Below are 18587 nucleotides of genomic sequence, written 5' to 3'. Positions count from 1 at the left end.
AATGGTCGATTTGCTGTATTCCGGCAAACGGTCGCCGCCGACTTACTGAATGGCCTTGAGCCCCGGATAGGCCGCACGAAAACCCTTATATGCGTCTTCGAACGCGGCGCTTCTGCTCCTGTCCGGCAGGATTTCGTCGCGTATCTCAGGTGACGTGATGATGCTTTCTGGCGCCCGGCCTGAAGTCGCAATCATGCCCAATCGCGCCGCCCCAAGTGCGGCACCAAATTCACCTGAGGCCGGTAGTTGAAGCGGGATGCCAAGGACAGTGGAGATAATTCGAAGCCAATATCGTGACGCGCTTCCCCCACCGATCGCGATGAGGCTTTCCAGCTTTGCGTCCGTCGCCTTAAGCGCGTCGAAACTGTCGCGTAGCCCGAAAGCCACCCCTTCCAAGACGGCGCGGGTCAACTCCTCGCGCGTGGTGCCTGTTGAAAGCCCGGTAAAGCCGCCTCTGATCTCCGCATCGTTGTGTGGCGTTCGCTCACCTGAAAGGTACGGCAGAAACCGGCTGGGAGACGGGGGTAGGAGGGAGTCCCCAAGCACACTGGTCAATTCCGAGGGTTTTTTGCCGACTATCCGGGCCAGCCAATTGAGACTGTCGGTTGCAGACAGCATAACCCCCATCTGGTACCAACGCCCCGGCAACGCGTGACAGAAGGTGTGTACCGCAGTTTTGGGAGCTGGCCGGTAACCGTCACGGGCGGCAAGCAAAACGCCCGAAGTACCAAGCGAAACGAAACCCTGGCCTTCGTCCAATGCCCCGATGCCGCAGGCGGCGGCGGCATTGTCGCCCGCCCCTCCCGCGACCGTCACCGGTCCGGCGAGGCCCCATCTTTCGGTCAGTCCTCTCCGAAGTTCTCCGGCGGCCTCCGACCCTTCGACCAAACGCGGCATCTGATCGATGTCCATGTGGCTGGCTTCGAGCAGACGGTCTGACCAGGTTCGCCCGCCGACATCCAGCCAGGAGGTGCCTGCGCTGTCGGACATGTCCGCAACGTAGTCTCCGGTGAGGTAGTAGTTCAGATAGGCCGCTGGTAGCAGCACCTTCGCGACTTTTGAAAAAATCTCGGGTTCGTGCTTGCGGACCCATTCCAGCTTGGGTGCGGTAAAGCCGGGAAAAACGATGTTCCCCGAAAGCACGCGCACGCCCTCGCTGGCATCAAGACGTGCGGCCTCCGCATGCGAGCGGCTATCGTTCCACAGGATGCAAGGCCTCAAGACGTCGCCAGATGAATCCAGTAGTGTCGCGCCGTGCATATGTCCGGCTACGCCAATGCCACGCAGCTGTGCGAAAGCGGGATACGTGTAGCGCATCTCGTCGATTGCTGCCTCAAACGCCGCGATCCAATCGGCCGGGTCCTGCTCGGACCAGCCGGGATGTGGATGGACGGCTTCATAGTGACGCTCGGTCGCGCCGATGGGTGTTCCATCGCCGTCAACAAGCAACGCGCGCAGGCCGGAGGTTCCAAGATCAATGCCGAGAAAGGTCATTTAGGCGCCCTTCAGGTAGGTATTCAGCGTGGCTTCCATGCCGCCGCGGTACATAAGGTTCAGCCAGCGGGCAAAAGTGTCAGCAAAGCGAGGATTATCGGCGAGGTCACCGTAGAATTTCCGTTGCTCCAACCAGGCGGTTGGTGACGATTTCGCTTTCTTCGCCGCGGCGTTCAGCTCTTCCCAGAACGGGTCGTTTGACGATATCTCTGAACCATCGTCGCGGGTGCCTTCGCACATGCGAGCCCAGGCAGCTTCAACCAGCGCCAGACCGTCCAAGGAAGCGTCAGCGTCAAGCGCGTCGCGGACCGTGGGCAAGACCATGCCGGTGTGGCGCGACGAACCATCGAAAGCGATGCGGCGGATGGTATCGACGATCCTGGGATTGGAGAAACGCGTTTCGATAAGGTCCAGATAGGCTGCCGGCGTCATCCCCGGAACCGGCGTGACATGTGGTACAATCTCTTCCATTTCGACCTTTCGAAAGAAAGCCGCAACCTGCGGGTGCTGCATGGCCTGAGAGACGGTTTCGATCCCCAGAACCTCGGCCACATTGGCGATTACCTGGTGTCCAGCGTTCAGGATGCGGATCTTTTGCGATTCGTACCCATGCACGTTGTCCGAGAACTGCGCCCCCACTTGATCCAAGTCCGGCCGACCTGCACAGAAATCATCCTCGATGACCCATTGCCGGAAATTCTCATGCGTAACCGGCGCGGCATCGTCGATCCCCATCTCGCGGACCAACCCGATTTCCTTGGGCCCGGTGGCCGGAACGATGCAGTCGACCATGGCATTGGGGAAGGAGCAGTTCTGGTCAATCCAGTCTGCCAGGTCCGGGTCGCTCAATCGGGCGAGCGATACAACCGTCTGGCGCAGAATGGCACCATTGGCTTGCAGGTTGTCGCAGCTTTGAACGGTAAAGGGACCGGTCCCCTGGTCCCTGCGCAGCTTCAGCGCCGCGACGATGGCGCCGAAAGCCGTCCGCGGCGTGCCGGGGTTGGCGGCGTCGTGCTGGACGTCGTCATGAGCCGCATCGAAACCCTTTGTGACAGGATCGATATAATACCCGCCCTCGGTCACAGTGAGTGATACGATGCGGATATTGGCTTTCGCCATCTGTTCGATCAACGGGCCGTTGCCGTCCTCAATCGGAACATAGCCGATCATCGACCCCACGACCTCGGCTGAAATCCCCGATGGATCCAGTTCGATCAGCGTGGTCAGATAGTCCTGCGCCGTCAGCTTGCCGCGCATTTGGTTGTCATACGGGCGCACACCCGCTCCGATAATTGCCCAGTCCTGCGCCAGACCGCTTTGCATTAGACGGTGCAGATACCAGGATTGATGCGCCCTGTGAAAATTGCCCAAACCGATGTGGACAATTCCAGCCGTCAATTTGCTCCGGTCATAGCGGGGCCTTTTGATGCCTTTTGGCAGGGATCCAAGCGTTTCGTTCGAAAGAGCAATCATTTTGTCACATCTTCCGTGTACGATTGAATGAACCGTTCGACTGACGAGAGTTCTTCAAAGACCTCGATTGCACCTGCCTCGCGAAGCACAGCAGAATGCTGATCCCGTTTGCCGTCAAGATGTTTCCCGCCGACAAAGCCGATAGCCGGAATACCGGCGGCATTCGCCCCACGAATGCCATGCGGGGAATCCTCTAGGACCAGACAATCGGCGGCATTCCGACCAAGCCTGTCTAGCGCCAACAAGAACAGGTCCGGAGCGGGTTTTCCGTTTGCGACCTCTTCCGCGCTGCATGCCGTGTCCGCGAACCAGTGATCAAGCCCTGCCAATTCAAGCGTTGTCCGCATGCGCCGTAGCGACCCGCCAGTCGCGATCGCCATGGTAGTACCTTGCTTTTGGAGGCCGGACAGCAGCGTGTCGGCACCGGGGATTTTGAACAATTTGCTTTCGTATGAAGCAAGCAATCTGTTCTCAACCTGTTGGGCGAAACCCTCGGGAACGGGGCCGCCAAGCCGCTTGGCAACATAGTCTACGATGACAGGCATCGCGACCCCGAGGAACCGGTCGCCGATCTCACGTGCGCGCGCGTCTCGAACTCCAAGCGCTCGCATTTCGATGGCGATTGCCTCGAGTGACAAGGGTTCGCTGTCAACGAGGCAACCATCGAGGTCGAATATGACGGCCCGTTTTCTTTGCATTTTGCGTTCCTTCTTCCATGGGTGTTCCGGACGAAGGATATTCAAATGCGTTGCTCGGTTTTCCGGTCGAAAAGATGCACGTCATCTGGGTTGATGATGAAATCCAATTTCGATCCAGGGCGCGCGCTGATGCGATCCTTGACCAGGGCGTCGATCAGGTCCTTGCCGGACTTCGCGAAAATCTGGGTCTCCGACCCGGTCGGTTCGACCACGACCACGTCCATCGGCATGCCGCCCTCGCCAATCTGGATGTGCTCGGGGCGGATGCCATAGGTGACCTCCTGCCCATCCTGCGCGGTTGTCTCCGGCAGCGGAAGCGTGAGCCCACTGTCGGACAGGAAAACCCGGCGCCCGCCCTCGGACGCGATCTTGCCTTGCACGAAGTTCATCGACGGTGAGCCGATGAAGCTCGCGACAAAGGTGTTGTCAGGAGTGTCGTAAAGGTCCAGCGGCGAGCCGATCTGTTCCACACGTCCATCGCGCATGACAACGATTTTGTCGGCCATGGTCATGGCTTCGATCTGGTCGTGGGTCACATAGACGATGGTGGTGCCTAGGCGCTGATGCAGTTCCTTGATTTCAACGCGCATGGTGACACGCAGCTTTGCATCAAGGTTGGACAGCGGTTCGTCGAACAGGAAGACTTGCGGATCCCGCACAATGGCACGGCCCATGGCGACGCGCTGGCGTTGGCCCCCCGAAAGTTCCTTGGGATAGCGCTTGAGATACTTCGTCAGGTCCAGGATATCGGCCGCCTTGGTGACCTTTTCATCAATCTCGGACGCCGATCGCTTCGCCATCTTCAACGGGAAACCGATATTGTCGTAGACCGTCTTGTGCGGATAGAGCGCATAGCTCTGGAACACCATCGCGATGTCCCGCTCCTTGGGCGGAATGTTGTTCACCACGCGTTCGCCGATCGAGATCGTGCCGTCGCTGATCTCTTCCAGGCCCGCAAGCATTCTGAGAAGCGTAGATTTGCCGCAGCCCGAAGGACCGACCAGCACGACGAATTCGCCGTCCTCAATGTCGACGCTGACGCCATGCATGACCTGCACGTTGCCGTAGCGCTTGATGACGTCTTTTATAGTTACGGTGGCCATGTCGCGGTCCCCTATTGCGGAAGTACGATTTGCATCTTCACGTCCGCCGGAGGGGCGGAGGCGGCGATCTCGAACGCTTTTACGCTGTCCGAAAATTCGAATGTTCTGGTGATGAGCGGCTTTACGTCGATAGCGCCCGAGCTGAGCATGCCGACGCAGCGCGGAAAGACGTGGGCGTAGCGGAAAATGTTCTCGACCCGCGCCTCGCGCACCATGGCCGCGCCCGCATCGTACTGGATCGGATCGGGCTGGCCGCCGATCATCACGACACAGCCACCAGGACAGAGCGGTTCGAACACGGTCTTGGCCGCATGCGGTGATCCGGTGGCCTCAAAGACAAGGTCCACACCCCATCCGTCCGTGTCGCGTTTGACGACATCGACAATATTCTCGGACGTGACGTTCACAGGCACAATGGCCGGGCTTAGCGCCCCTGCAATCTCAAGCTTCTTCTCGGCAAGGTCGGTCACATAGACCCGCGCACAGCCCGCGGCCAAGGCCGAAAGTGCAGTGACCAGGCCGATGGGGCCCGCCCCCATGACAATCGCGTTGTCGCCGGGCTTTACCCGCGCCTTGGTGACCGCATGGACACCGACGGCCAAAGGCTCGACCATCGCAGCTTCGGCGAAGCTGACATTGTCGGGGAGCTTGAACGTGAACGCTTCGGGATGCACGCAGGTTGGGCGCAGGATGCCGTGCACGGGCGGCGTCGCCCAGAAACGCACCGCCGGGTCGATGTTGTACATGCCCAGTTGCGTGGCCCGGCTGTTGGGATCGGGAATGCCTGGCTCCATGCAGACTCTATCGCCCGTCTTCAGCGATTGCACCTCGGCACCGACCTCGATCACAATGCCAGAGGCCTCGTGTCCCAGGATCATCGGTTCGTTCACGACAAACGGCCCGATACGACCGTGCGTGTAGTAGTGGACGTCCGATCCGCAAATGCCGACGGTGTGCAGCTTGATACGGACGTCGCGCGGACCTAGCGTTTCTTCGACCCGGTCGATGGCAGGGAAGTCCCGCAGGTTGATTTCTTCTTTCTTTTCAAGAACTAGAGATTTCATGTCTCAGCCTTTTCTGATGATGATAAATGCCACCACCAGGGCGATAGCGTTGGCGATCCAGATGGAAAGCCCGGCAGGTTCGAGAAAGCGGAACCAGAACAACGACAGCGCGATCCATATCACGACAGAAATGAAAAGCCGGTCGAACCAGTTCGTCTCGATTGGTAAGAAGCCTACTTTCCTCTCGGGAGTTGTCGGCGTGCGTTCCTCTTCGTGATGCGCCGTTGCAAGCGGAGCGTGGTGCTGGTCACTCATGTATTTATCCTTTCACCGCGCCAAAGGTCAGACCCGCGACGATGTGCTTTTGCACAAGGCCGAACACGATCAGAGCCGGGATCAGCGTGAAGACCGAGATTGTCGCCATGATGCCCCATTCGGTGCCGGTCGACGTCACGTATTCAGAGAGACCCGTGGTCAGGGTGCGCGCATTGAAGTTGGTCAGGGTCGCGGCCAGAAGGTACTCGTTCCAGGCAAAGACCCAAGTCAGGATCAAGGTCACGGCAAGGCCGGGACGGCAGAGCGGAAAGACGACCTCGGTGATGACCTTCCACGCGCTGGCACCGTCGACATAGGCCGCCTCATCCAGCTCTTTCGGTATGCCGTCCACGGTCGGTCGGAGCGTCCAGATCGCGAAGGGCAGGTTGAATGTGCAATAGACCAAGATCATGCCGATCCGTGTGTCCAGAAGATTCCAGTCGCCGACCGCATAGACTTGTGTCATCAGCAGAAAGAGCGGCAGCAGAAACACGGCCGGTGGCGCCATGCGGTTGGTGATGGTCCAGAAGAAGATTGACTCCTTGCCGCTCATGTTGAACCGCGACAGGGCGTAGCAGGCGAAGAACCCGAGCACCGTGCACAGCACCGCATTTCCGGTCGAGATGATGACCGAGTTCAGCATGTAGCTGCGCAACAGGCGGTCGCCCCAGACCTTGGCGTAGTTGCCCCAGAATGGATCCGACAGGATCAGCTCCGGCGTTGAGAAAAGTTGAACCGCAGGCTTCACCGAAATGACGAACAGCCAGTAGATCGGGAACAGGGTCAGCAAGCTGATGAGGCTCCAGAAAACAATTCCTATGATTGGGCTTCGCTTTTTCATGGCTTCAGTCCTTCTTGCTGCGGGGCGCAAGCATGGTCACGTAGAGCAACCAGCAAACGACGATGGTGAGATAGAGAACGATGACGGAAATGGTCGATCCGTATCCGTAGTTTGTTTTGGGAAACACCTCCTTGAAGATGTGCACACCTACGAACCGGGTCGCGGAGCCAGGTCCGCCTCCTGTGAGCATCCAGACCTCGTCAACCGTTCTCAAGGCGTCCATGAGACGGATGAAGACGGTCGCAACGACAGCGGGTGCAATCATCGGCAGCGTGATGTGCCAGAAGATCTGGCGCTTGTTCGCGCCGTCGATCTGCGCCTGTTCGAACGGGTCGGGCGGCAGCGAAACCAGCGCCGCAATCAACGTCAAGGTCACCAGCGGCGTCCAGTGCCAGATATCCATGATGACGACGGTTGCGAATGCGGCCGGGGCGGATGTCCCGATGTTCATGGTGATCCCGAACCATTCGTCCAGGAATTTCGGGATGATCCCGATGGAGGGCGTCGTCATCAGTTTCCAGACAGAGCCGACAATGATCGGCGCCATGATCAGTGGAAGCGTATGAATCGTGCGAAAGATCGCCTTGCCGGGGAAATCGCGCATGAACGCCTGTGCCAGGACATAGCCAAGGATCAGTTCGGACAGAACGGCGAAGAAGACGAACATCACCGTGACACCAATCGAGTTCAGGAAGGCCGGGTCGAAGACGATCTGACGAAAGTTGTCCGCGCCGTTGAACACCATCTCGGGATTGACTGCGAACGGGTTCCATTGATGGAAGGACACGTAGACGACGTAGATGAAAGGCAGGACGCCGAAGAAGAAAAGGATAACCAGTGTCGGTGCCAGAAGGATCCAGCCAAGTCTTTTGGATTGCATGACGCACCTCTGCTGTTGTCGATGCCCGACTATGACACCGACCAAGTCTTGAAGGAGTATTTCTTGCTTTCGACGTGGGTCGCCACCTGAAAGCGGCGGCGACCCTGTCGGCAACCTGTAGGAGGTCAGGTTATTTGCGGTAGCCCAGTTCGGTCAAAGTGGATTCCGCTGTGGCGGCCATCTGGTCCAGACCTTCCTGAACACCAAGGTCTCCGGTCAGGATCTGGTAAAAGATCGGCGCGGTCGCTTCGCGGACCTGAGCGTGGAACGGATAGGCCGGCGCACCTGCGAACAGGTAGCCCCTGTCCTTGATCAGGTCGTAGTAGCCGCTCAGCTTCTCGTTCATCTCCTGCACCTTCGGATCGTCGTAGGTCGCAGTGTTGGTCACACGCGGGGCGGCAACCGCCCAGTCGGGCTGAACTTCGTTCTGGCCGATGTACTGAAGGAACAGCGCGGTGGCTTCCTTGTTCTTAGACGAATGCGGCATGCCAAAGGCGCCGCCGTCGTAGTAGCCGATGTAGCCCGTGCCACCTTCGACTTCTTCCATAACACCGTCCTTCAGCGGTGGCAGGGCAACACCGACCTTGCCAACGACCAGCGACTTGCTCTCATCTGCAGCGATCCAGCCAGCGTTTTCACCGTATACAAGACCCTGCGCGGCACGGCCGGCCCCAAAGGTGGTTCCCACTTCGGTCCAGGTCGACGCGGGGCTTTCCGGCGGAGCGATGTCACGCATGGACAGCCACCATGTCATCGCCTCGACGGCTTCCGGCCCGTTCATTTCGCCGCCGTTTGCAACCGAAGCGCCATAGTTGTTGTCCGCGTCGATGCCCCAGTTGTAAACGCCGAAGGTCGGTGCGACCGACTCGAAGTATTCGTACCAGGACGCCACGTGTCCGGTGTGGGCCTGCGCAGTGGTGCCCCACAGATCCAGGTCATTTTCTTCGCCGTACGCGGTAAAGAACTGCGCGACTTCGGCATATTCCGCATGGGTTTTCGCCGGAACGAGGTCACGGCCGGTCTTTTCCTTGAACTCGGCCTGAATTTCCGGGTCGTTGAAGAGGTCGGTACGGTAGAGATAGACCTTCAGGAAGGCTTCCATCGGCACGCCGTAGAGGTGGCCGGCATCGTCCTTGAAGTAATCGGCGAAGGTGGTGAAGTTGCTCTCGTCGTAGGTAGCCGCCTTCAAATCCGGGTTGTCGGCTAGGAACTGTGTCAGATCGGTCAGGAAGTTGCGGGACAGATACGAATAGATGATGTCCTGTTCGATATAGGCCATGTCGTAGATGCCGGTGCTGGCTTCCATGTCCTTGATCGCCTTGTCGAACATCTGATCCCAAGACGTGGTTTCGACATCGACCCGAATACCAGTCAGGGCTTCGAATTCCGGCGCGAGGACTTCGCGGATGTACAGCGACGGTGGCGACGATTCCGTCACGCCACGGATGGTGACGCCCTGATACGGCTCGGCGGCCGCTTTCCACCAGGCCTCGTCGATTTCGGCATAGGCTGACGTCGCAGCGACGGTAAGTGCAAGCGCGGATGCGCCCATTTTGAATGCAAATTTCACGGCTTTCCTCCCATTTTTGACAGAGCGCAGCGCAAGCTATCGAACGTACCTTGCGAATCAACTCGCGCCATCTCCCAACTCCACAATGCAATTGCATCGTCTCACATGCAAGTGTAAATTTTCATCTGCATGTATTGCCAAACATATGTATATGTGACAACCTTCTTGCAGTGCTGTCGGGAGCGACGCCTGCATGTCTGGGAGGATTTCAACTTGGGACGCGAACCAATTGAGGACAGCGACGCCTTCGTGACCGAGGTGTGCTGGCACTACTATGTGAACGAAATGACCCAAGCCGATGTTGCTCGTCACATGGGTGTCACAAGGCTTCGTGTGAACCAGGCGATCCAAAGGGCGAAATCGTTGGGATTTGTAAAAATTCAGATCGAGTCGCCGTTCCTGCCGCGTGTCGAATTGCAGGAGAACCTGAAAGAGGCGCTAGGCCTTCAGCGCGTGGTCGTGGGGCCAGCAAACGAGGCGAATTACGACTACCACAAGTCGGTCGGGGCGGCGCTCGCGGCCCTGCTTGCTGAGCGTCTGACGGTCGGCGGCTGGACCTCGCTTGGTGTGTCCTGGGGTTTGACGCTTGACGCCGCGATTCGAAAGCTCACACGTCAGTCGCATCCAGATCTGGAGGTTGTGTCAATTCTCGGTGGTACGGCCAAAGGGTCCACACTGAACTCGTTTGGAATCGCGTCCGGTTTTGCCAATGTGCTCGGCGCGAGCTTCTCGGTCCTGACTGCTCCGATCTACCTATCCGAGGGTATCGACCGCGAACTCTTTCTCTCACAATACGCTTTGAAAGAGCACTTCGAAAAATTCAAATCCCTCGATGCAGTCCTCCTGACCTGTTCAAACGTTTCAGAAAAATCGTTCTTGGTTGAACATGGGCTCCCGCACGAACTTACACCAGAGGCGTTGATCGAGGCAGGCGCCATCGGCGATGTGCTTGGTCAATTCCTGGATCGGGATGGCGGTTCTGTGTCCGAGGCGGTGGACAACCGAACCGTCGGAATGCCGCTTGATCAGGTGTTGTCTGTCCCGGAAAAAATCATGGCGGCCGCTGGTCCGCACAAGGTCGAGATAATCAAAGCGGCCTGCAAACGCGGCCTCGTCGATACGCTGGTCACGGATGACGTGACCGCACGACTTTTGCTTGAGGACAACTCCGTCCAGAGCAGCGCTGCAGAATAAGCGGAGAAGCACGGCATGCAAAGGTTGGGAATTCAGTCGTTTGTCTGGACCAGAGGTCAAGCCCCAGCGGTGCTTGAATTTGTTCTCAAGAAATCATCCGAGGCAGAGCGTCGCCGCACCACCAATGCGAGGGTGTCGCAATGACGTTGGCCCCAGACAGCCTTGGCCCAACGGTTTGTATCGGCGAAATACTTGCCGAAATCGTCGCCACAACCGTTGGGGCGGGCTTTTCCGAACCGCTGTCGCTGATCGGGCCCTATCCCAGTGGCGCGCCCGCGATCTTCATCGACCAGTGCGGGCGTTTTGGCGGATCGGCTGCAATGATCGGGGCGGTTGGCGATGATGATTTTGGTCGCATGAATATCGGCCGGTTGCGGCGGGATGGCGTCGATGTTTCCGGGATCGGCGTTGATCCGGAGCTGCCCACCGGGACAGCGTTCGTTCGGTACCGCCCCGACGGAGACCGGGATTTCGTGTTCAATATGTGGACGTCTGCCGCCGGAAGGCTGGTGTGGACCGACGCGATGGACGCCATCGTATCGCGTGCCGGGCACTTGCATGTCATGGGAACCCTGTTGGGAAACTCAACCGTCTGGCCGATGATCGAGCGAGCGGCAGAAATCATATCTCGGCGTGGCGGAAGCATCTCGCTCGATCCCAACATGCGCAAGGAATTGCAGGCCGACACCGAAACCGGCGCACGCGTAGCCGCGATGGTGGCCATGTCCGATCTGCTGCTGCCGTCCGGCGATGAGCTGTTTGTCGCCGCCGGCCTGTCTCCGGATGTGGGCGAAGAAGTTGCGCTAAAGCACCTGTTTGGCACAGGCGTCTCGGAGATCGCGATCAAACGCGGCGGAGATGGATCGAGCTGTCATGAAGCCGACGGTACCCTCACGCGCGTTCCTGCTTTCATCGTTGAAGAAATAGACCCAACCGGCGCCGGCGATTGCTTCGGCGGCGCCTATGTTGCAGCACGCCGACTGGGCATGAGCGCCCAACAATCCCTGACCTATGCCAATGCCGCCGGTGCCCGCAACGTGATGTTTCGTGGCCCGATGGAAGGCGCGGGAACGAGGGCGGAACTGGACACATTCATTCAGCAGATGGAACGCGCAAAATGACCGCGATTAAATTGACCGACCTTGCGCGGCTACATCGTTCAGGACAAGCGCGGGGGATCACGTCTGTCTGCTCCGCCCACCCTATTGTGTTGCGCGCTGCGCTTCGTCACGGGCGTGAGCATAACAGCACCGTCCTTATCGAAGCGACCTGCAATCAAGTTAACCATAACGGCGGCTACACGGGCATGACCCCCGCCGATTTCGCCGATCTGGTCTTTGACCTTGCCCGTGAAGAAGGTTGCCCACGTGATTTGATCTTGCTGGGCGGCGATCACCTGGGACCCAATCCTTGGCGGCACCTGCCCGCGGACGAAGCGATGGAGCAAGCCTGCGAAATGATGGAGGCCTATGTCAGTGCCGGATTTCGCAAACTGCACCTTGATGCCTCCATGGGATGTGCAAACGAACCGGGGGCACTGGATGACGAAACAACAGCGCGGCGTGCCGCAAGCCTTGCGAAACGCGCCGAAGAGACGGCCGCGAAATCCGACCTGCCGCTGCCGCTTTACATCATCGGAACCGAGGTTCCTCCGCCCGGCGGCGCAGATCATGCGCTGGACGAGATCACGCCGACAGCGCATGACGCCGCCCGCGCGACGATCGCGGTCCACCACAAAATTTTCACGGAACACGGTCTTTCGGAAATGCTGGGCCGCGTCATCGGGCTGGTTGTCCAGCCCGGTGTCGAATTTGGAAACCACAACGTCATTCCCTATGACACTGCAAAGGCGCGTGACTTGATCCGAGTTCTGGAACCGCATGAAGGTCTCGTATTCGAGGCCCATAGCACGGATTACCAAGGCACCGGCCCTTTATCGGAATTGGTCAGAGACGGGTTTTCGATCCTCAAGGTCGGGCCGGAGTTGACCTTTGTTCTTCGCGAGGCGCTCTACGCGTTGGACCTCATTGCCAGCGACATGCTGCCCGACTACGGCGACCGACCTCTGTACCACGCGATGGAAGAGTTGATGCAGGCCAAACCGGAGAATTGGGCCCGCCACTATCATGGCACGGACACGGAATTACGCGTCATGCGCCATTACTCCCTTTCGGATCGCATTAGATACTACTGGACTGAGCAGAAGGCGCGGGCCGCTGTTGCGGATCTTCTGGCCGCACTTCGTGATCAAACAGTACCGCTGCCCCTGATGTGGCAACATCTGCCACGCGCGGCTGAAGCTGCTGGACGACCGCTCGACCCCGAAGCCCTCCTGATCAGGCGCGTCAGTGATACCCTATCAGAATATCATGCTGCCTGCGCTCTCGAAGAGGCCTGAACAATGTCGCTTTCGCAGTTTCGCCTCGATGGAAAGGTTGCCCTGATCACCGGTGGAAACCGAGGCATCGGGCTTGCCACCGCGCAACTCTTCGCCGAAGCAGGTGCGCGGTGCATGTTGACGGCGCGTTCCGAAACGGACGATTCCCGTGCCCTGACTGAAACGGGCGAACACGCTTTTCACGCCGCCGACATAACCGACCCCGCCGCTCCTGACGAATTGGTCGAGGCAACCCTCAAGCGCTTCGGCCGGTTTGATATTCTGGTCAACAATGCCGGCGTGGCTGATGGCGGCGATTTTCACGATTTCGATGACGCTCGGCTGGCCCGGATCATGGATACGAACCTGATCGCGCCGTTCCGGGTCGCCCGGTCCGCCGTGCGTCCAATGCTGGCGCAGTCGTCCGGCGCCATCGTCAATATCGGCTCGATCTCGGGCTATGTCGCGAACAAGCCGCAACTTCAGGTGGCCTACAATTCTTCTAAGGCCGCGATTCATCAGATGACATCTGTCATGGCCTTTGAATACGCCGCCCGCGGCATCCGGGTTAATGCCCTGGCACCGGGATACATCCGCACCCGCATGGCAATCGACGGGATGGAAGATCCGGATATGAGCAAGGTTTGGGCGGACAACACGCCAATGGGTCGTTTTGGAACCCCGGAAGAGATGGCCAATTGTGTGCTGTTTCTCGCCTCGGATGCCGCCTCCTTCGTCACAGGGGCCACTCTGGTCGCCGATGGCGGATACATCACACATTAAGGAACACACCAATGAGCACCCAATTCGAAGGAAAAACTGTCATCGTCACAGGTGCCGGAAAAGGCATCGGTCGGGCCTGCGCTGTGGAAATGGCCAAGCGTGGCGCATCCGTCATCGCCATGGCCAGAACCAAGTCTGACCTGGACAGTCTGAGCAGCGAAACCGGCTGCCGTTCGATCATCGTCGACCTTATGGACAATGCGGCAGCGCGCGGTGCCATGAAAGAGGCCGGAACCTGCGATTTCCTCATCAATTGCGCGGGGACAAATGTCCTGGAAACCGTACTCGAAATGACGGACGAGGGCTATGAGGCCGTGATGGGCATCAACCTGCGCGCGGCGCTCATCTGTGCCCAGGAATTCGCGCGTGCGCGCGTGGCGGCCGGGGGTGGCGGGTCGATCCTCAACGTCACGTCCATCGCGGGGCATCGCGGTTTCAATGAACACATGTGTTATGCCGCCTCAAAGGCCGGTCTTGAAGGGGCGACCCGCGTCATGGCCAAGGAGCTTGGTGCCCATGGTATCCGCGTCAACGCGGTTGCCCCGACAGTGACGATGACAGAGCTCGCCGCCGCCGCGTGGTCCGATCCTTCAAAGAAAGACCCGATGATGGGCCGCCACCCGATTGGCCGCTTTGCCGAGGTCGAGGACGTGGCCAAATCCATCGTCATGCTTCTTTCTAACGACGCGCCAATGGTGACCGGTGCCGTTCTCCCAATTGATGGCGGTTTTCTTGCCGTCTGAATGTCTCAACCTAAAACAAAAGGAGGCCGAGATGGCCGAATCTCTCAACGGAAAAATCGCAGCCGTCACTGGGGCTGCTTCTGGTATCGGCCTTGCTGCCACCGAAGCACTGCTGGCCGAAGGTGCAACAGTCGTCATGGTTGACCGGGATGAAAATGCCCTCAATGCCTGCGTCGAGCGGCTCGGCGACAAGGCGATTGCTCAAGTCACAAACCTGCTCGATGCCGAGAGCTGCAAGGCAATGATCCCGTCGATTCTCCAAAAGGTGGATCACATCGATATCCTGTACTGCAACGCCGGCACCTATATCGGCGGCGATCTGGACGAGACCAACCCCGACACCATCGACCGCATGTTGAACCTCAACGTCAATGCCGTGATGAAGAACGTCCATGCGATCATCCCGCACATGAAAGACCGTGGCGTAGGCGACATCTGGGTCACCTGTTCAGTCGCCGGCCACTCCGCCATTCCGTGGGAACCGGTGTACTCCGGGTCCAAGTGGGCGATCACCTGTTTCGTCCAGACCATGCGCCGCCAGCTCCGCGAACACGGCATCCGCGTGGGCCAGGTCTCTCCCGGCCCCGTTGTTTCCGCGCTGCTGGCCGATTGGCCGGCCGACAGGCTGCAAAAAGCGAAGGACAGCGGTTCGATCATCGAGCCCACCGAGGTAGCGGACGCGCTAATTTTTGCGCTGACGCGCGGTCGCAACGTGACAATCCGGGATATGATCGTGCTACCCACGGCATTCGATATCTGAGGCCATGAAGGCGTTCGCCGATAAGTTGTATTAGTCACCGGTGCCGCAGGCGGCATCGGTGCGGCCATACGTTTTTCGCTGGGTTGGCCGCTGATGCCAAGCGCGAAAAAACTAAGGTCAGCAATCCAGTTTGTGCCCAATATCACACGTAAAAAGCCAGATTGGCTTCAATGTTATCACCCAGACCCGCCCAAGCGGGTCTCGCGCTGTCAGGGTGCTGTTAATTTCTGGACTGTGCCTTTCATTCCCGGACGGTTGGTTTTGTGGATAAGTCAGATAGGCAGCGGCGCTTGGCGAAGGAAACAGAGAATCCAGAAGATCGTGAACTCGCAATCGAGAGGGCCAGCATTTTGCGTCCGATTCTAGAGTTGGATCGAGTTGGCAACGATGTGGGTCCGCTGTTGTTGGCTGCGGCGGAAGAGATGGGTGTTTTCCGCAGTTCTGTTTGAGAGTTTTATCGACGGTTGAAGCAAAGCGACGGGCGGTCGTGCGCATTGCTGCCGAAGCGTGGGTCACGGTGTTTGGGCCGAGAAGTTGAAGCCATCATTGAGCGCGTTTTGCGTCGACACTCCTTGGTGCCTGAGCCTCCTAGCTTCCTCCGGATTGTGGGAGAGATACAGACCGAGTGCGGCGCCCGGGGTTTCGTCGCCCAACCCGCCGTACGATCAAAGCGCGCCTTGACGCCATGGACCAGCGCGAGGTGTTGCGAAGGCGGCCAGGCAAGTATGTGAGGCAAGGGCAGGGGGGTGGATGTGGAACGCCCGTTGGAGGTTGTTCAGATTGATCATACCTTGGCGGACATCATTCTCGTTGATCAGGTTGAGCGTAAACCACTGGCGCGACCATGGGTGACACTTGCAATCGACGTCGCCAACTAGGCAGGACCGGGATCAACCTGTTTTCTATCGGCTATTGGAGCGATGCCTTCGCGCCGATGATCGGTCGCGGGGCAGGGCCCTTGCAATCGACGCCATCGAAACCGGCGAAGAGCGGATCACGGATGATGCGATTCAATCCTGGCAACCGATCTGGGCCAAACATAGCTGGACCGTTCGGAGCCAGCCGCAACCGGCGTTTCAGTGAACCGCAAACCTCTGCCGAGGTGCCTGCCACCGTTTCAGGATGAACTTCTGTCGAGCTGGATCGGGCCAACTATTGTTCTTTACCCAAGCTTTGTAGATATCTGGGGCTTGATCAAGAACGTCCACCGGAAACGCCAGCAGATCTGGCTGGCGTGGACACTGACAGGTTCTGTGCAACGTACGTCTGCCACCCGAGAAGCTCGCCAGAATGTTGCTCAAGCGACGCGCTGAGTTTCCTTTTGAGTGTGTTTCTTGGTCGGATTTTCAGCACTGTCGGGCATGCCTTCATAAGGTGCCCGGGATATCATTGCGCCATTGGCGCTTCGCGTGGTCATTGCACTGCGACGTCTGCTGGTCCGAGCTATTGCCATTGCGCGGTGATCCAGAGGCACCGGGCAAATTCCCATGCGGCTGCGCCGACGCGCTAGGGAAGGGGCGAGGCGTCTAGTGTACGCCTGTCGGCGAGGGAACATTCATTCCGGCCGACAGAAACCTGTGGATATCCAGTAATTAAGGGCACAAAACTCGTCCAATTTCCTGCCAATACATTAGCGTCCAAGAATTAAGGGCACAGTAACATCTGATGAAGCGGGCTGATCTTACAGCTACGGATGCCCGGCATGGGCATCGGCACACGAAATTGCTACGGGCAGCATCGCTGCGTCTGAGACATCAAGAGCAATCGCCACCGCGTCGCCGCCTTTGGCCCGAATATCTTGTGCAACCGCTTCCGCGATATCGAGGCGAAGATCGCTTACGGCCACCCGCGCCCCGTTTGCGGCCAGTCGCATCGCGCTCGCGCGACCGATCCCAGATCCGCCACCGGTGAGGAACGCCGTGCCATAGTCTTTGCGGTGTGTCATATGCGTCTGCTGTGTCATCCCTCTCACGGGGCCATCATCGTATCGGGCAGCCATGTCACGATTTGTGGGAATGCGAAAAGCACCACCACGGTGACCATTTCGATGGCCACAAACCAAAGCGCCCCCCGGAACACGTCCGGCAAGGGGGTGTCGCGATCAATCCCCGCAATCACGAAACAATTGAGACCCACGGGAGGCGTGATCAGTCCGATCTCACACATTTTCACGCAGAGAATGCCGAACCAGATCGGATCAAATCCAAGGCCTGAGACGGTCGGAAAGACGATGGGGAGCGTGATCACCATCATCGAGAATGCGTCCAAAAACATCCCAAGCGGAATGTAGAGCAACAGCAGAACAGCCACGATAACATGGGGCGGAACGCCGCTTTGCGTGATTGCACCGGCAATCATTTGCGGCACCTGAACGAGGGTGAGAAAATAGCTGAAGATGCCCGCGCCGATCATGGTGAAAAGGATCATCACAGTGGTTGTGGCCGTTGAACGGAAACTTTCAGATAGATTCCGTCCGAGGTTCCCGCGCGCGGATTTTGCAAAAAGCAGCATCACAAATGCCGCGAGGGCCCCGATCGCACCGGCCTCCGTGGGCGTGACCAGCCCAAGGTAAATCCCCCCGAGAACAATCGTGAAAAGCACTAAAACCTGCCAGGCCTGTGTCGTGGTTGATATCCGGTCGCCCCATGTTGCCCGTGGTGCGCGGGTGGACTGGTCCTGAACCCGGTGGCCGATCAAAGCCACGCCAAGCATAAAGGCAATCGTTGTGATGATGCCGGGCACAAAACCCGCAATCAACATCTTGCCGGCAGAGACTTCGGTCAGGGCGGCATAGAAAATCAACAGGACGGAAGGGGGGATCAGCACCCCCAAAACGCCGCCCGCCGCAACGGCCCCTGCCGCGAGACGGCGATCATAACCCTTTGCCTTCATTTCAGGGATGGCCACCGCGCCCACTGTCGCCGCAGTGGCAACCGAGGAGCCAGAAGTGGCCGCAAATCCAGCCGAGGTCAAAATGCTTGCCATGGCAAGACCACCGGGCAAATGGCCGACCCATTTATTGGCCACATGGAACAGCCGTTTCCCGACCTGTGCGTGATGCGCAAACGCCCCCATCAGGATAAACAGCGGGATCACGGTGAGCGCGTAATTGGCGGTATGGGCGAACGAAAAGGATTTCAATCTGGCCAGCAAAAAGGCCAGATTTTCAACCATGATGATGCCGAAAGCCCCGGACAGTGCCAGTGCGGCAAAGACCGGTGTGCCAAGCGCCATGAGCAGAAAGATCAATCCGACGGCGAGTGCGGTGATGAGTGTCACATCCATTATCTATGTCCTGTTGTTGTGGCGCGCGCAGCCGTCGCGAAAGCAACGGCACCAACGCCGAGCGAGG

19 protein-coding genes are annotated in these 18587 nt (G+C 58.6%); 8 read left to right on the top strand and 11 right to left on the bottom strand.

All coding sequences use genetic code 11. The features are described 5' to 3' along the window. Positions 1-42: 42 nt before the first annotated feature. The 9 genes from xylB to BLT54_RS15620 form a co-directional block, all read right to left on the bottom strand. Complete coding sequence (gene xylB / locus BLT54_RS15660) at positions 43-1494, bottom strand: xylulokinase (protein ID WP_074646239.1); 1452 nt, start codon at positions 1492-1494, stop codon at positions 43-45. Then, complete coding sequence (locus tag BLT54_RS15655; protein WP_074646238.1) at positions 1495-2967, bottom strand: mannitol dehydrogenase family protein; 1473 nt, start codon at positions 2965-2967, stop codon at positions 1495-1497. It lies immediately after the preceding gene. After that, positions 2964-3710, bottom strand: a complete 747-nt coding sequence (locus BLT54_RS15650) for an HAD family hydrolase (RefSeq protein ID WP_245708021.1) — start codon at positions 3708-3710, stop codon at positions 2964-2966. Before BLT54_RS15650 ends, BLT54_RS15655 begins: the two co-directional genes overlap by 4 nt. Further along, a complete protein-coding gene (locus tag BLT54_RS15645; RefSeq protein WP_074646236.1) occupies positions 3707-4768 on the bottom strand; it encodes an ABC transporter ATP-binding protein in 1062 nt (353 codons plus the stop codon). The genes BLT54_RS15650 and BLT54_RS15645 overlap by 4 nt, the downstream gene beginning before the upstream one ends. A gap of 11 nt (positions 4769-4779) precedes the next feature. Further along, positions 4780-5832 (bottom strand): NAD(P)-dependent alcohol dehydrogenase, encoded by a 1053-nt coding sequence (locus BLT54_RS15640; protein WP_074646235.1) that lies wholly within the window; start codon positions 5830-5832, stop codon positions 4780-4782. A gap of 3 nt (positions 5833-5835) precedes the next feature. Then, positions 5836-6087 carry a DUF2160 family membrane protein gene (locus BLT54_RS15635; protein ID WP_074646234.1) on the bottom strand — a complete coding sequence of 84 codons (252 nt, stop codon included), beginning with the start codon at positions 6085-6087 and terminating at the stop codon, positions 5836-5838. Positions 6088-6091: 4 nt separating this feature from the next. Beyond that, on the bottom strand, positions 6092-6928 hold the full coding sequence (locus tag BLT54_RS15630; RefSeq protein WP_074646233.1) for a carbohydrate ABC transporter permease: 837 nt from the start codon (positions 6926-6928) through the stop codon (positions 6092-6094). A 4-nt stretch (positions 6929-6932) separates the two neighbouring features. Then, entirely contained in the window at positions 6933-7808 is an 876-nt protein-coding gene (locus BLT54_RS15625; RefSeq protein WP_074646232.1) for a carbohydrate ABC transporter permease, read from the bottom strand. 130 nt (positions 7809-7938) lie between these two features. After that, positions 7939-9378, bottom strand: coding sequence for an ABC transporter substrate-binding protein (locus BLT54_RS15620; protein ID WP_218129397.1), 1440 nt, complete (start codon positions 9376-9378; stop codon positions 7939-7941). A 153-nt stretch (positions 9379-9531) separates the two neighbouring features. Here BLT54_RS15620 and BLT54_RS15615 point away from each other — a divergent pair, with 153 nt between their 5' ends. The 8 genes from BLT54_RS15615 (at position 9532) to BLT54_RS23025 (ending at position 16113) form a co-directional block, all read left to right on the top strand. Next, complete coding sequence (locus BLT54_RS15615) at positions 9532-10572, top strand: sugar-binding transcriptional regulator (RefSeq protein ID WP_245708020.1); 1041 nt, start codon at positions 9532-9534, stop codon at positions 10570-10572. Between the two features lie 140 nt (positions 10573-10712). Next, positions 10713-11693: a tagatose kinase gene (locus BLT54_RS15610; protein WP_074646230.1), complete on the top strand. Its 981-nt coding sequence runs from the start codon at positions 10713-10715 to the stop codon at positions 11691-11693. Beyond that, complete coding sequence (locus tag BLT54_RS15605; RefSeq protein WP_074646229.1) at positions 11690-12970, top strand: D-tagatose-bisphosphate aldolase, class II, non-catalytic subunit; 1281 nt, start codon at positions 11690-11692, stop codon at positions 12968-12970. Before BLT54_RS15610 ends, BLT54_RS15605 begins: the two co-directional genes overlap by 4 nt. Before the next feature lie 3 nt (positions 12971-12973). Then, a complete protein-coding gene (locus BLT54_RS15600) occupies positions 12974-13732 on the top strand; it encodes an SDR family NAD(P)-dependent oxidoreductase (protein WP_074646228.1) in 759 nt (252 codons plus the stop codon). A gap of 11 nt (positions 13733-13743) precedes the next feature. Then, positions 13744-14475 (top strand): SDR family oxidoreductase, encoded by a 732-nt coding sequence (locus BLT54_RS15595; protein WP_074646227.1) that lies wholly within the window; start codon positions 13744-13746, stop codon positions 14473-14475. Between the two features lie 31 nt (positions 14476-14506). Then, positions 14507-15235 carry an SDR family oxidoreductase gene (locus tag BLT54_RS15590; protein ID WP_074646226.1) on the top strand — a complete coding sequence of 243 codons (729 nt, stop codon included), beginning with the start codon at positions 14507-14509 and terminating at the stop codon, positions 15233-15235. Between the two features lie 290 nt (positions 15236-15525). Next, positions 15526-15684, top strand: a complete 159-nt coding sequence (locus BLT54_RS22615) for a hypothetical protein (RefSeq protein WP_176832901.1) — start codon at positions 15526-15528, stop codon at positions 15682-15684. A 303-nt stretch (positions 15685-15987) separates the two neighbouring features. Then, the gene (locus tag BLT54_RS23025; protein WP_281241897.1) at positions 15988-16113 is read left to right on the top strand and encodes a hypothetical protein; all 126 of its coding nucleotides are present in this window, start codon (positions 15988-15990) and stop codon (positions 16111-16113) included. Between the two features lie 809 nt (positions 16114-16922). Here BLT54_RS23025 and BLT54_RS15585 read toward each other — a convergent pair. Both BLT54_RS15585 and BLT54_RS15580 read right to left on the bottom strand, forming a co-directional pair. Further along, on the bottom strand, positions 16923-17180 hold the full coding sequence (locus BLT54_RS15585; RefSeq protein WP_074646225.1) for an SDR family NAD(P)-dependent oxidoreductase: 258 nt from the start codon (positions 17178-17180) through the stop codon (positions 16923-16925). Between the two features lie 23 nt (positions 17181-17203). Continuing rightward, on the bottom strand, positions 17204-18520 hold the full coding sequence (locus tag BLT54_RS15580; protein WP_074646224.1) for a TRAP transporter large permease: 1317 nt from the start codon (positions 18518-18520) through the stop codon (positions 17204-17206). Positions 18521-18587 lie beyond the last annotated feature (67 nt).

The sequence above is a fragment of the Celeribacter baekdonensis genome, assembly GCF_900102315.1.
Classification (GTDB): domain Bacteria; phylum Pseudomonadota; class Alphaproteobacteria; order Rhodobacterales; family Rhodobacteraceae; genus Celeribacter; species Celeribacter baekdonensis.
Note: the sequence above shows the minus strand (reverse complement) of the source record. Positions and strands in the feature narration are given on the sequence as shown.